The organism is Paenibacillus sp. FSL L8-0708 (assembly GCF_038009325.1).
GTDB classification, from domain to species: domain Bacteria; phylum Bacillota; class Bacilli; order Paenibacillales; family Paenibacillaceae; genus Paenibacillus_AQ; species Paenibacillus_AQ odorifer.
The window spans coordinates 6740910-6754486 of record NZ_JBBPBC010000001.1; the positions used below are offsets into that span (position 1 = coordinate 6740910).

The 13577-nt window shown below is 48.7% G+C and carries 13 protein-coding genes; 1 reads left to right on the forward strand and 12 read right to left on the reverse strand.

The annotated features are described in order from the left end of the window. Positions 1-29: 29 nt before the first annotated feature. The 4 genes from NYE58_RS31570 to NYE58_RS31585 form a co-directional block, all read right to left on the reverse strand. Positions 30-1028 (reverse strand): LLM class flavin-dependent oxidoreductase, encoded by a 999-nt coding sequence (locus NYE58_RS31570; protein WP_038573362.1) that lies wholly within the window; start codon positions 1026-1028, stop codon positions 30-32. 21 nt (positions 1029-1049) lie between these two features. Further along, positions 1050-1532 (reverse strand): RrF2 family transcriptional regulator, encoded by a 483-nt coding sequence (locus NYE58_RS31575; protein WP_076137019.1) that lies wholly within the window; start codon positions 1530-1532, stop codon positions 1050-1052. Between the two features lie 188 nt (positions 1533-1720). Next, positions 1721-3163 (reverse strand): SulP family inorganic anion transporter, encoded by a 1443-nt coding sequence (locus NYE58_RS31580; RefSeq protein ID WP_076277140.1) that lies wholly within the window; start codon positions 3161-3163, stop codon positions 1721-1723. A 195-nt stretch (positions 3164-3358) separates the two neighbouring features. After that, positions 3359-4435, reverse strand: coding sequence for a bifunctional 3-deoxy-7-phosphoheptulonate synthase/chorismate mutase (locus NYE58_RS31585; protein ID WP_076277139.1), 1077 nt, complete (start codon positions 4433-4435; stop codon positions 3359-3361). A gap of 622 nt (positions 4436-5057) precedes the next feature. Here NYE58_RS31585 and NYE58_RS31590 point away from each other — a divergent pair. Continuing rightward, positions 5058-5603 (forward strand): glutathione peroxidase, encoded by a 546-nt coding sequence (locus NYE58_RS31590; RefSeq protein WP_038573366.1) that lies wholly within the window; start codon positions 5058-5060, stop codon positions 5601-5603. A gap of 66 nt (positions 5604-5669) precedes the next feature. On the opposite strand, the gene NYE58_RS31595 is transcribed toward NYE58_RS31590, so the two are convergent. The 8 genes from NYE58_RS31595 to NYE58_RS31630 all read right to left on the reverse strand — a co-directional run bounded on the left by NYE58_RS31595 (position 5670) and on the right by NYE58_RS31630 (position 13503). After that, positions 5670-6011, reverse strand: a complete 342-nt coding sequence (locus NYE58_RS31595; RefSeq protein ID WP_076099941.1) for a 4Fe-4S binding protein — start codon at positions 6009-6011, stop codon at positions 5670-5672. After that, positions 6008-7618, reverse strand: a complete 1611-nt coding sequence (locus NYE58_RS31600) for an FAD-binding protein (protein ID WP_076219603.1) — start codon at positions 7616-7618, stop codon at positions 6008-6010. Before NYE58_RS31600 ends, NYE58_RS31595 begins: the two co-directional genes overlap by 4 nt. Positions 7619-7776: 158 nt before the next feature. Then, positions 7777-8841 carry an ABC transporter substrate-binding protein gene (locus tag NYE58_RS31605; protein WP_341003861.1) on the reverse strand — a complete coding sequence of 355 codons (1065 nt, stop codon included), beginning with the start codon at positions 8839-8841 and terminating at the stop codon, positions 7777-7779. A 47-nt stretch (positions 8842-8888) separates the two neighbouring features. Further along, positions 8889-9221, reverse strand: coding sequence for a 4Fe-4S dicluster domain-containing protein (locus NYE58_RS31610; RefSeq protein ID WP_036680289.1), 333 nt, complete (start codon positions 9219-9221; stop codon positions 8889-8891). After that, complete coding sequence (locus NYE58_RS31615; RefSeq protein ID WP_341003862.1) at positions 9218-10825, reverse strand: FAD-binding protein; 1608 nt, start codon at positions 10823-10825, stop codon at positions 9218-9220. The genes NYE58_RS31610 and NYE58_RS31615 overlap by 4 nt, the downstream gene beginning before the upstream one ends. Positions 10826-10849: 24 nt before the next feature. Continuing rightward, positions 10850-11737 carry an ABC transporter permease gene (locus tag NYE58_RS31620; RefSeq protein ID WP_341003863.1) on the reverse strand — a complete coding sequence of 296 codons (888 nt, stop codon included), beginning with the start codon at positions 11735-11737 and terminating at the stop codon, positions 10850-10852. A gap of 35 nt (positions 11738-11772) precedes the next feature. Next, positions 11773-12576 carry an ABC transporter permease gene (locus NYE58_RS31625; protein WP_038573373.1) on the reverse strand — a complete coding sequence of 268 codons (804 nt, stop codon included), beginning with the start codon at positions 12574-12576 and terminating at the stop codon, positions 11773-11775. A 105-nt stretch (positions 12577-12681) separates the two neighbouring features. Further along, on the reverse strand, positions 12682-13503 hold the full coding sequence (locus NYE58_RS31630; protein ID WP_081389081.1) for an ABC transporter ATP-binding protein: 822 nt from the start codon (positions 13501-13503) through the stop codon (positions 12682-12684). Positions 13504-13577: the final 74 nt, after the last annotated feature.

Consider the following 13577-nt stretch of genomic DNA (forward strand, 5'->3'; position numbering starts at 1 on the left):
AAATGCGGGTTAAGGTTAGCTATCCAGAATCAAGAGCCTAGCAGTTCACGCGCCAGCAGCCGGTAAACCTCTAGCCGTTTCTCCTGCGAATGTGGGATGCTGCATATCATTGCTTCTTGGAATCCATATTGTGCTTGTTCTTCTTGCAAACGTACGGCGATGTCTTTAACCGCACCAACTAAATGAATCTTGCGCCCTTCCTTGATTGACATCCGGTCAATTTCCGATAGCGAAATGTTCTGAGCTTCTTCTGGTGTCAGCACCTGAGTAATCCGGCCCTTACTCATCATCAACCGAAAAATATCCTGCGGTAATGCTTCATACTCAGCTTCTTCCTTCGTTTCTGCTGTGGTCACCATATAGGATACACTGATCTCTGGTTTGTCCATAAAGATAGAAGGCTGGTAGTTATTACGGTAATGGTCCAAGATTTCATTACTCATCGCACCATTAAAAAATTGTGCGAAGGAGTATCCGACCCCCATTTGTGCAGCTTTTCGCGCGCTATTGCCGCTCGAGCCTAACAACCATACTTCAGGGAGCGCCACCTTCGTTGGAGCAGCGAGATTTTTGGCATATAGCTCATCTTCCGGAATCTGATCACTGAGCAGCTGCATGGTAATGCCAAGCTTGTCATACATATTATGCAGCATTAACTCACGGCCTTCAGATAAAGCGTACATGGCGCTTGTATCGCCACCAGGAGCTCGTCCCACACCAAAATCAATTCTCCCCGGGGAAAAAGCACTTAACGTTTTAAATACTTCAGCCAGCTTAAGCGGAGAATAATGCATCATCATTACACCGCCGGTGCCGATTCGAATACGATTGGTCTTGGCGGCTAAACGGGCAGCCGTTACTTCCGGAGCTGAGCTAGCAAATGTATTTCCGCCATGGTGCTCTGCCATCCACATTCTGCTATATCCCAGCTCATCTGCTAAAATAGCGAGTTCTTCTGCTTTATTCAGGGCACCTTCCGCAGTGTTGCCGCTTGTCACGGGTGCCTGATCCAATACGCTTAATCTCATGCGAATACATCCCTTCTTTGGTTAGATGACCATTTTATTACTGACCCATTCCTCTAAGGCTGCAATCTTATCTTTAAAGCGTTCACCACGCATTTCCTCCGACAACGAAGCAATAGTCTCCCGCTTTAATACGGCTTTCCAAGAGGATTCAGCTTCTTCCATCAGATTCGATAACAGGCAGCAGCTGTCTTCTTTTTCTAAATCCAACATATCTACCAGAATACCATTCGATGAATACAGCGACTGCTGGCCTTCCACCGCGAGGTAAACGTCATATACACGAATATCTTCAGGGCTTTTCTTTAATTTAAAACCGCCTTTAATGCCGGGAACAGACGTGATGATGTCTGCGGTTACCAGCTTTCTTAACAGTTTCTGAAAATAGGTCGCCGATGCTCCGAGCTGCTGGCTAATCGCTTCCCCAGACAACACCGCCTTATCCGGCAGCATGTTGAGTAGAACCAGTGCATATACCGACTGTTCTACCCCTGTTTTCATATGCATGTACAGCACCTCGATTTACGTAAATAGCTTGATTCAAACTGTAGATAATACCATCCGCGTATAAAGCGGATAAACATTATCCACTTTATATTTTATATTATTTTAAACCCAAAGTAAAACCTTGCTGGCCTTTCTTTCAGTTAATATCTGCTATAAAAAAAAGATCGCGCATATAGCGCAATCTTTTTTCATATGGATAATCCCACCCGCTGAACCAGCTGTGAGCTCTGGTCATTAAGTCCGGTAATGGTGACTTTTTTACCATGCTCGGCGTATTTGCTCATCGTCTTCGCTATGGCATGGACAGCGGATTGGTCCCACACATGGGAGTGTGAAAAATCGATAATAATATGATCCGGATCGCTATCGTAGGCGAATTCATGAATGAAGTGGCTTGTCGTGCCGAAGAACAACTGGCCGGATACCGCATATGTTTTGGAAGAGGTTGCTTCCTGAACAGTTAGGCGGATCGAAGCTATTTTCCAAGCAAACGTTAAAGCACTTAGCAGAACTCCAAACAAAACCCCAATAGAAAGGTTGTCCGTAACCACCACAGTGACCACCGTCACAATCATAACCAGCGCATCGCTTAGCGGAACACGGGTTAAAGTTTTGAGTGAGCCCCATTCAAAGGTGCTGATACAGACCATTATCATTACGCCGACGAGCGCGCCCATCGGGATCTGCTTCACCACATCGCCAAGTACGATAATTAAGAATAATAAAAAGATCCCTGATACAAACGTGGACAGACGCGTGCGTCCTCCTGACTTCATGTTAACCATCGATTGGCCAATCATCGCACAGCCTGCCATCCCTCCGAAAAAACCAGTGACTACATTCGCAAGTCCCTGTCCCTTCGCCTCTCTGTTCTTATCACTACCTGTGCCCGTAATATCATCTATTAAGGTGGCAGTCATCAGGGATTCCAATAGCCCAACTACGGCCAGCGAAAGTGAATATGGCAAAATAATAAGCAGCGTATCCAGCGTGAACGGGATTTGCGGGAGATGGAATAGTGGCAAAGTTGCTGTAATATTCCCCATATCGCCTACGGTTCTTACGTCCAGATGAAGAGCGATACTAAGAACAGAAACAATAACAATCGCTACAAGTGCTGAAGGTACGGCTTTGGTAAACCGAGGAACCGTGTAGATAATAAGCAAGGTCAGAGCTACCAGTCCGTACATCACCCAGCCTTGTCCTTTAAAATGGGTAAGCTGTGCCATAAAAATCAGTATCGCCAGCGCGTTGACAAAACCCGTCATGACCGGCTGTGGCAAAAACGTGATAAACCTCCCCAGCTTTAGCATCCCCATCAATATCTGAAACACGCCAGCCAATACAGTTGCCGCGAACAGATACTCTATTCCGTGTTCTAGTACGAGACTTCCGACTAACAGAGCCATAGCTCCCGTAGCCGCCGAGATCATTCCGGGTCTGCCTCCGGCAAGTGCCGTTACAATCGCAATGCAAAAAGAGGCATATAAACCAACCATCGGACTTACTCCCGCCAGGATCGAAAAAGCGATCGCTTCAGGAATCAGCGCAACGGCTACGGTCATCCCCGATAAAATATCGGTTCGAGTGTTAGAAAACCACCCATTATTTAAGGTAAGCTGCTTCAAAATCTATTTTCCTCCTGTGACTATTAAAATGTGTGGATCTTTTGTCAGAAAAGACCCGGGGCCGGTGCAACGCTAATGTTGCTTATTGTACTCGACCCACCTTCACCTTCACAAAAAGATTAGTTAGACTTGTAAGCGCTTATACACCTCATTTTCTAGCGAATCCTTAAAATATCATGCAAATTCTATATTTCTAGATTACCGGTACAATCCGGAAGCTTTCACTTCATTAAAGAAGGTGTTGAATTCATCAATGTTCAGCTGCTGAGCGGCATCAGACAATGCGGTTGCAGGATCAGGATGCACTTCCACCATTATGCCGTCAGCTCCAGCTGCGAGTGCGGCTTTCGCACATGGAATAAGGATGTCTTTGCGGCCTGTCGAGTGAGTTACATCAACCAATACTGGCAAATGACATTCCTGTTTGAGAATTGGCACTGCTGAGATATCAAGCGTGTTACGGGTCGCTTTTTCATAGGTACGAATTCCACGTTCAATCAGCATGATCTGTGTGTTTCCACGAGACATGATGTATTCCGCTGCATGGATGAATTCATCGAGTGTGGCAGCCAATCCACGTTTCAGCAGTACCGGCTTGTCGACTTCTCCGACCGCTTTTAGCAGCTCGAAATTATGCATATTACGTGCACCAATCTGGATGATATCCACATAATCAAGTGACTCTTCAATATGTCTTGGATCTACAATTTCGCTGATGGTCAGCAGTCCATATTCATTTGCTGCTTCTCGTAATATTCTTAAACCGTCCATTCCTAGCCCTTGGAAATCATAAGGTGAAGTCCGAGGCTTGAAGGCACCACCACGCATTACACGTACTCCGGCTTTTTGCAGGGCGGCAGCTACGGTGCGAGTCTGCAGTTCACTTTCCACAGAGCAAGGTCCGGCTACCATCAGTGAAGAAGGACCGCCAACCGTTACATCTCCCGGCAGAACAATCACTGTATCCTCTTTGTGGCTCTTGCGGGCTACCAGTAAAGTTTTTTTATGATCATCTGTTTGTAAGTCCAGAGAAGCTGAGAAAATTTGTTTGAAGAGGCTACGGATCGTCCCGTTAGTGAAAGGGCCATTGTTGCTCGCTACGAGCTTATCCAGCATCTGTTTTTCCCGTTCTGGATCAAATTTAGGGACACCTTGTTTTTCTTTTACTCCTCCAATCTCCTGAACAATCTTAGCCCGCTCGGAGATCAGCTCCAGCAATTGCCCATTAATTTCATCCAGACGACCTCTAAGAACATCCAATTCCACGTTACTCATTACCCTTCCACTCCCTCTTTTTATTATAATTTGGAACGCAAAAAGGCCCCCCGTCGCAAGGGACGAGGAGCCGTGGTACCACCCTTATTTAGAATTAACCCGAATACTAGCACAAAGGAATAGAATCTCATGTTCCCCTGACTAAGAATTAATTCTGTCTTTCACCCGGTAACGCGGGGCGCGGGCCTCCCTACTCATACCTGCCACAACCTGTGACAAACTACTTCAGGGGCCGACTCGGAAGTGAACTTCGGCATTAATCGTCTCATGAGGGTGCTCTCAGTCTCCGGCACGCCTTCCCTGTTAAGATCCGCTATAATGCTTACTCTCTTCGTCATAGTCCTTATCTATGTCAGCGCGGCTTTTGCGCTGGTTTCTGCTATCTTAATCAAAAAACGTCCCCGATGCAAGATAATAATGGAACGCAGAGTAGCTTTAACGCAATAAATTTTTTGACTGATCCATACCCATTATCTATCCTATTCCAACCTGGCAATTACGGTTCCAATTCCTTCAAGCTGTATTGTTTGACAGCGATAATTGAATTGTTTACAATTTAATTATTATAAATATTTCCTGTTCTTTTTCAAAAAGCATAGATAACTGAAGGGATGTAGCAGCCATGAGCATTTATCAATATTCAGCACGCAGTATTCGGGGAAAAGATATCGAGCTAGAGCAATACAAAGGTAAAGTGCTACTGATAGTGAATACAGCAAGTAAGTGCGGATTTACCCACCAATATTCAGATCTGCAAAAGCTTTATGAGCGGTACGAGGAACGCGGCCTCCAAATTCTCGGCTTTCCTTCCAATCAATTTGGAGAGCAAGAACCCGGCAGCAATGAAGAGGTTAATGTATTTTGCCAAATCAATTACGGGGTAACCTTCCCACTCTTTGAAAAGGTTGACGTAAAAGGCGAAGCTAAACACCCTCTTTTCACCTACCTGACAGAACAGGCTGGATTTGAAGGGTTCGACATCAACCATTCTTCAGGAAAGCTGCTGCAAAGCATGCTTGAAGACAAAGATCCAGAGGCTCTGAACAATGACGAAATCAAGTGGAACTTCACTAAATTCCTGATTGATCGCGAAGGCAATGTGGTCACTAGATTCGAATCTACGGTAGACCCGCTGGATATTGAACCAGCTATCGAAGCCCTGCTATAAGTTTCTAATATATGAAAAATCCGCCCAGCTTTCGGACGGATTTTTTGGGTTTAAGCATCTGCTTAATCATGTACGGTACTGCTCGGTAAACACTTCAAAATAAGGAGTCGTGTCCCTCTCCGCCATCGAACCATTCGCACCAGGTCCCCAGCCGATTTCAGCACGCCAGCTTCCCAACACACCTGACTGAATCAGCGCCTCCTCATTTACACCGATCAGCTGATCCGCCTGTGGTGCCACGTATAAAGCATCTACAGGACAATAAGCTTCACACATGAAACAGGTCTGGCAATCTTCCTGACGGGCAATGACCGGAATCTTCCCCTGCATTTCGAATACGTTCGTCGGACACACTTTCGTACACAGCTTACAACCAACACAACGCTCCAAGCTGATTAATTCGATCATATCGTTTGCCCCTCCTTCAGTGCATTCAGTTCATGAGCATGGGGCACAGCCTCTGTACTGACGCTTATATGTTGAATACCGGATAAGATCAGCCGGTGAGTCTGGCGCGGATCAAGCTCCGGATATTCCGCTAGCTTTTGCAGTCCGCGGGTCTCTTTCCGGGCGAGTGCCGCGGTGTACATCCACCTGCCGACCGCGAGCATAGCCGCGGCTTCACGTGATTGCACGATGCCCTGAACGCTGGCAGGAGCCTGCCCGTTCAAATAGGGCATCAAGGCATTCAGCCGCTTCAAGGCTGAAGAAATGCCCGGCTCGCTGCGGAAATAATTGATCTGCAGCGGCAAGATTTCACGCTGGATTGCCGCGATTAGCGGCTTCACCTCCAGCGTTTCCGAGGCATCGGCGCCAGCCGCCAGCCCGTAGCGTCCCGCTGCGGTCAGCTTGCGGCTGTTCGCCTGTCCTCGGCAGGACAGCGCATGCTGCGCGGCTCCCTGCCCAGCCCAGCTTCCGCTGCACATGGCCCAGGAAGCGTTATAAGCCCCGCCGCCGGAGATGGCGCCGGTCACTTTCTCGCGAGACGCGGCATCTCCCGCCGCATAGAGTCCGGGCACGGTCGTCTGGCAATCCGTGCCGCTCAAGCGCAGCCCCCCAGTGCCGCGCATCGTGCCCTCATAGCGCAGGGTGAGCGGGAATTTCTGCTTAAACGCATCAATTCCCGCCCGCTCCAGCGGCATAAAGAAAATCGGATGCGCTTTGCGCAGGAAATCCTGTTTCTCCGCGGTGTCTGCCAGATCCAGCGAAGCGTAAACCGGACCCTTCAGCATCAGCTCAGGAATGCTGCCAAAGGTCCGATCCCCTCTATGCAACGGATGACCGTCCGCGTCATAGAGAGTGGCCCAAGCCAGCATGCGTCCACGTGTTACGGTTCCGTCCGCAAAGCTTGGCGCATATTGGCGGCTGAATTCCATACCCGAAAGATCAGCTCCCACCTCTGCGGACATCAACAATCCTTCCCCTGTCAGCACATTGCAACCAAGACCTTTACTGAGAAAAGCACAGCCGCCGGTAGCCATCACAACGGCATTTGCCTTCACTTCCCAGGACTCTCCTGTCAGGCGGTTGATCCCACGCGCTCCACCAACACCGTGTTCATCGTGAAGAAGTTCCAGCGCTGGTGACTGATCAAGAATTGTGACCCCTGCTTTGCGCACAACTTTTCGCATAATCCGCATATATTCTGGTCCATGGAGATGGGTACGCAGTGAGTTTCCTTCTTCATCCTTCGGAAACGGATACCCCCACTGCTCCACTTGAGCCAGGTTCTGCTCTACCTGATCCAGCACCCGGTGAATCCAAGCATTCTCCGATAAATATCCGCCGGCCTTAAGTCTGGCCTGCACTGCCTGCTCCCGCAGCTCGGCAATGGGAGGAATAACGAGCAACGTTGTTCCTCCCGGTGCAGTTGCGCCACTAGTGCCCAAGTAGCCCTTATCCGCCAGGACTACCTTTGCACCTTGCGAGGCTGCACTCCATGCCGACCACGCCCCAGCAGGACCTCCGCCAAGCACGAGGACATCCACTGTCATTTCCTTCTTAAGCTGCGACATATTTTTTCCTCCTACACCATTAGCTGAGTTAGTTGAACTTAAAAATCACTAAAGGGAGGAGTGGCGGAGAGGCGGCCGAAAGTCCAAACATTCACCGCAGTCACTCAATTACCTTTACAGAAGAATCTTACGTTCAATTAAAGCAACCTTTAAGCAACTTATTTCAGCTGCCAATCGCTAATATTGAAGTCTTTTTTCGCTAACTTCTCTTCGACGAGGAAGTTTTTGGTACCGTCCAGCAGCTTTGTTCCTTCATCAGTGAACGCAGTATCCTTGATATCACTAATCGGATTCACTTGCTTCGCCAGCTCAGGCGTTGTATCTCCGATTTCAGCCAGAAATTGATAATACTCATCTTCATGCTGCTTCAAGTCTGCCAAGGCCTTCTCTCTAGCTTCGTTCCATACCTTCGGAAAATCAGGGAATTTCGCCAGATAATCCTCAGACACAACTGTTGCGCTAGAACCAAGCAGGTTCGGGTGCTTCGAGGCATCATCCAAGTGAGTGTAGCCTTGGTCAATCAGCTTCAGCGCAGGAACACCTAGATTTGTTGTAGCATCTACATCTCCACGGGCTAAAGCTGCAGTAGCATCAGGAATGAGCATATGCACGAGTTTGTAGTCGGTCACGCCTTCTTCCTGTAGTAATCCAACTATATAACGGTGCATGAAGGAGCCTTTTTGAATCGCGATAGTTTTACCTTGCAGATCTTTCACCGTCTTGGGCCCATCCTTCTTGCCGATCAAATAACCAATCGTGTTCGCGGAAGATTGTGAAATCAGACGGGTCTTGGCCCCAGAAGCGTAGGCAATAATAGCAGGTGTATCTCCAAGACTGCCGATATCCAGCCGACCACTAATCAAGGATTCTGTCTGATCCGGACCGTTTGGAAAGCCAGTAAGCTTCACTTCAGTAATGCCGTATTTCTTCAACTCTTCTTGAATAATCCCTTTATAAAAGCCCCAACCCTCTGCACCGCCGGGCACATTCAATTTGTTGGAACCGATAAACCCAAAGTTCAATACCGCTGGAACATTGCTCGTGCTCGTGGCCCCTTCTCCCGCCTTCTCCGTATTTGATCCCCCGGAGGCAGATGCTCCATTGCCGCCCGTATTATTTCCGCAAGCCTGAAGCACCAGCATGGCCATCATAATTGTAGTTAAAAGTGCAAACCGAATCTTCCTAGAACGTTTCCCTTGAATCTCTCTGTACGCTTGTTTCATTGTTTCTCCCCCTAGGTTTATGCTATTTATTTAAATCTTGATCAAGCTCAGAACCCTGCCCTCGACGCCAACTTATACATAAAGTCATGGCTTGCCACCGGCTGCCTGCCCTTACCCCAGCCTACTTTTTCACGATAACCGCCAAGTAGTCCCTGCTCCTGAAGTTCCGCTTCTGTCACACCAATAATATTCTCAGAGTCTGGTGCAACGTAGAGAGCATCGACAGGACAATACAGCTCACACATAAAGCAAGTCTGGCAATCACTCTGCCGGGCAATAACAGGAATGCCATCCTCTACCCGTTCGAAAACATTAGTCGGGCAAACAGATACACATTGGTTGCACTCTACACATCTGGCAGCGCTGATCACCTCAATCACGATAGAACACCCTCCTTAGCCACGGCTTCCGTCTTCACCCATACCTGATCTAATCCGCCACTGATCAAGCGGTGATGCTGGCCATGATCTGTAGCCTTGAAATCCTCACGCTTATGCATGCCTCTCGTCTCTGTACGAGCAAGTGCTGAATTGTACATCCAGCGGGCTGTTGCGATCATGGCTTCGGCTTCCCGTGCCTTGACCCCTTCTGGCGTACGCTGAATTTCGCGGCTTCGTTGCTCTTTCCACAATCCATCCAGACGATCTAGTGCAGACGTCAGCCCTTGTTCTGTCCGGAACAAATTGATATCATACGGCTTCACCTCAGCCTGTACAGCAGACACATACTCTGCTGTTTGGGCTGCCACTCCCGGCTTCACTTCCTGATGTACCAGTGGTGATGACGATAAGCCGACTGGACTACGCTGCGCGGCATGCGACCCCAGACTCTGTGCATAGACAGCAGCTCCTTCACCAGCAAAAGAACCTGAAGACATCGCCCACGCCGCATTATGGCTGCCTCCGCCAGTAAAACCTCCGCAAATCAGCTCGCGGGTAGCAGCATCTCCTGCCGCGTAAAGTCCGGGAACACCTGTGCCGCAGCTTTCATCTGTAATATGGATGCCACCCGTCCCCCGAACCGTGCCTTCGAGCCGCAAAGTAACCGGAAACGCATCCTTGAACGGATCAATTCCCTGGCGGTCAAAAGGAAGGAAAAAGTTCGTCTGCGCCACCCGCAGCAGCGGTCTTAAATCCTCTGGTGCCCCATCCAGCTTGGCGTACACCTGATTACCTGCCAACAGATTCCGGGCAATTACAGAACGGCCTTTCTTGGAACCGGCTCCCTCGACAATGCTTCCATCCTCATAATAAAAGCTGGCATAGCTGTAATACGCCGTCTTGGTCACCGAAGAGAACGTAGGGCAGATCGCATAGGCATTGGAGAATTCCATGCCGGACAGATTCGCCCCAGCCTCAGCAGCGAAGAGATAACCATCTCCGGTCAACACGTTGCAGCCAAGTGCCTTGCTTAGGAAGGCGCAGCCTCCGGTAGCAATAACGACTGCTCCTGCCTGAACATTCCAGGTTTCTCCACTCTGGGTATGAACTCCAGCCGCTCCAGCTACGCCATGCTCATCTGCCAGGAGTTCCAAGGCTGGGCTGTGATCTAGAATTTTAACGCCTGCCTTTTTCACCAGCCTACGCATTAATTTCATATATTCCGGTCCTTGCAGACTTCTTCGGAATTGATTGCCCTGCTCATCTACAGGGAATGGATAACCGGAAACACCCAGCTTGTTCATATTGGCATAGGTTTGATCCAGCACCCGGTCCATCCAGCGAGATTCAGCCAGCTGACCGCCAAGCGCATAACGACTTGCTTTTGCCTCTTTCCGGAGCTTCTCATCCGGCTTCACATACCAGACTCCCGTTCCCGACGGTGCCGTTGCCCCACTTGAACCGCAGTACCCTTTATCTGCAAGGATTACTTTGGCCCCCTTCGCTGATGCAGTAAGGGCTGCCCACGTTCCTGCCGGACCTCCTCCGATAACGAGCACGTCTGCCACCAAATTCACCGATCCTTTTTTCACCGATCCACTCATATGTTCAAGACCTCCTCAGTTTGTTTAGCCTTCGTAACTATCGCGCCAGAACAGGAACTTTCGTTCAATAATCCGGAACAAGGAATCGATCAGCTTACCGACAATTGCGAAAATAATAATGCCTACGAATACAACCTCCGTATTAGAGTTCTGCTTCGCCTCATTGATAAGAAACCCAATACCTGACTGTGATCCAATAAGCTCTGCTACAACCAAACCAATCCAAGCTACAGCCAGCGACAACCTTAGCCCTAACAAAATTCCGGGCAGCGCCGCCGGGAGTATAAGCCTGCGCAGCTGCTGATATGGACTGAATCCCAATACCCGAGCTACTTCGAACAATTTATTGTCCACATTACGGATGCCCATAAACGTATTAATATAGAGCGGAAAAAATGAGCCTGTCATAATGATCACAACTTTAGACATCTCTCCAAACCCGAACCAGAGAATAATGAGCGGCGCTATAGCTAAATGTGGAACAAGCCTAAGCACTTGTACGCTAGGATCGAGCACGTATTCTACACTGCGAAACAAGCCGGTCAGTACGCCGAATAGAAGACCCAACACACCTCCAATAAGAAACCCGATGCCCGCCCTACCCATGCTGACACCCAGATGATGAGTTAACTCTCCAGTAACCAACAAGTCGGTAAAAGCTCTTGCAATCGAAAGCGGAGTCGGCAAAAAGGTTGCTGAGACCAGCCCTGTACTCCCTGCCAGCTGCCAAAGAACTAACGTCGCCACCGGGATAATTGCCCCCATTCCCCAATCAGAGAGCAGGGGTTTCCATGCAACTTGTATTGCGGGTTTCTTCGGTGTCTTCTTGGATAAAGGAGCTGTGCCGCTGCTATCCAGCGTTTCTCTGGCTCTTTTAGTATTTTTGATAATAGCTTCTACTCCATCGCTCATGGTGCATCCCCCTTTTGTTTAATGAGCGTTCAAGGTTATCCGCGATAGCTGTCTTGCCATCTCAACAACCGTCGTTCAATGTAACGAACAATGGAATCACTCAACAATCCAGCTACGGCAAAAATAATAATTCCCACGAACACCACTGGTGTGTCCGCGAATTGACGCGCATCGGACATCATGTATCCAATGCCTGAGGTAGATGCAATAAGCTCTGCCACTACTAACCCCAGCCAAGAAAGCCCTAGAGAGAGACGCACTCCGAGAATAATGTTCGGCAGCGCTGCTGGAAGTACTAACCTGCCAATCTGCTTCAACCGGCTGAAGCCAAGTACCCGGGAAACTTCGAACAGCTTGTTATCCACGCCGCGAATTCCCATGAACGTATTAATATAAAGTGGAAAAAAAGCTCCCTTAGCAATCAATAGCACCTTCGACTCCTCACCGATCCCGAACCATAAAATGAACAGCGGTACTACCGCCAGACTGGGAATCATGCGGATCATTTGCAGGGAGGGATCTAACAGCTTCTCCGATCTGCGGAACAGGCCTACGAGAAGTCCTAACAGCAGACCCAGTCCACCACCTAGCAGGAATCCAGAAAAGGCTCTGACCAAGCTGATTCTAAAGTTCGGCCACAGATCGCCTGAAGCCGCTAAAGTTACAAAAGATTCCGCAATCGTATACGGCGTAGGGAACAGCATCTCCGAGATCATTCCATAATGCCCGAGCGTCTGCCACAGAATTAGCACACTGCCCGGCAGCAAAAGACCAAGTCCTAGTGTTGCCACCTTTCCGGGTCTTCCGGAAGTTCTTATGGCTACAGCCCGATTTGTCATACTTTGTACCCACCTTTTTCCAGATTTACAATCACTTTAAATAAACAGAAAGAGACCCTCGAATGTAATGCCTTCGAAAGTCTCCATGGGTATGGTCGACCTATTTTATATTCCGGCTCCGTCTGTAAGCTCTAGCTCATCTACCTTTTCAAAATAATTCAACACCTTCAAACGCAGCTCTTGAAAGGAGGTCGTTGTTTTTTTCCGTGGATACGGTAAATCTATCGGTACAATTTTACGTATTTTCCCGGGACGCGGCTCTAGAATCACTACCCGATTCCCCAAGAACACAGCCTCATCAATATCATGCGTCACAAAAATCATGGTTGTTTGGTTAGCCCGCCAAATGTCCAGCAATACCGTCTGCATATGAGCCCGAGTGAATGCATCCAGTGCACCAAACGGTTCGTCCAGCAGCAGTATTTTCGGATTGCGCAGAAGTGCACGAGCTATTGCCACCCGCTGGGCCATCCCACCCGACAACTCGCGGGGATAAGATTTCTCAAATCCATTTAACTTCACCAGATCAATCAATTCATCGACCTTCCGCCTAACCTCCTTGTTCCCTAGCGGTAAATCAGAGGCAATATTCTTCTCAACGGTAAGCCAGGGAAAGAGGCGATGCTCCTGAAAAATAAAACCCTTATCGATCCCAGGACCCCCAATCTCCGCCCCTTCCAGGGTGACACTGCCAGTGTACCCGCTATCCAGACCGGCTACGATGCGTAATAGTGTGCTTTTTCCACAGCCGCTGGGGCCGATGACTGTAATAAATTCGCCCTCCTGTACATGGAGATCTACATTATGGAGTGCTTGAACATGACCACCGGCAGACTCAAAACGTTTATTTAGGTTCGAAATAGACAGCAACGCTTCTCCCACCTTGACCCCTCCTTTAATCTGTATGGACAAAAAAAACAGAGGCATTGCGTTTTTACATTCGCAATACCTCTGTAGGAACAGTCGGCAATCATTATTCAAAGTAAATCAATTGGAATTAT

Bases quoted from the DNA above. Each gene is read 5' to 3' on its own strand.
- NYE58_RS31630 (WP_081389081.1), bottom strand. From the start codon at position 13,503: ATGCCTCTGTTTTTTTTGTCCATACAGATTAAAGGAGGGGTCAAGGTG.
- NYE58_RS31575 (WP_076137019.1), bottom strand. From the start codon at position 1,532: ATGCATATGAAAACAGGGGTAGAACAGTCGGTATATGCACTGGTTCTA.
- NYE58_RS31620 (WP_341003863.1), bottom strand. From the start codon at position 11,737: ATGAGCGATGGAGTAGAAGCTATTATCAAAAATACTAAAAGAGCCAGA.
- NYE58_RS31585 (WP_076277139.1), bottom strand. From the start codon at position 4,435: ATGAGTAACGTGGAATTGGATGTTCTTAGAGGTCGTCTGGATGAAATT.
- NYE58_RS31600 (WP_076219603.1), bottom strand. From the start codon at position 7,618: ATGTCGCAGCTTAAGAAGGAAATGACAGTGGATGTCCTCGTGCTTGGC.
- NYE58_RS31625 (WP_038573373.1), bottom strand. From the start codon at position 12,576: ATGACAAATCGGGCTGTAGCCATAAGAACTTCCGGAAGACCCGGAAAG.
- NYE58_RS31570 (WP_038573362.1), bottom strand. From the start codon at position 1,028: ATGAGATTAAGCGTATTGGATCAGGCACCCGTGACAAGCGGCAACACT.
- NYE58_RS31615 (WP_341003862.1), bottom strand. From the start codon at position 10,825: ATGAGTGGATCGGTGAAAAAAGGATCGGTGAATTTGGTGGCAGACGTG.
- NYE58_RS31595 (WP_076099941.1), bottom strand. From the start codon at position 6,011: ATGATCGAATTAATCAGCTTGGAGCGTTGTGTTGGTTGTAAGCTGTGT.
- NYE58_RS31590 (WP_038573366.1), top strand. From the start codon at position 5,058: ATGAGCATTTATCAATATTCAGCACGCAGTATTCGGGGAAAAGATATC.
- NYE58_RS31605 (WP_341003861.1), bottom strand. From the start codon at position 8,841: ATGAAACAAGCGTACAGAGAGATTCAAGGGAAACGTTCTAGGAAGATT.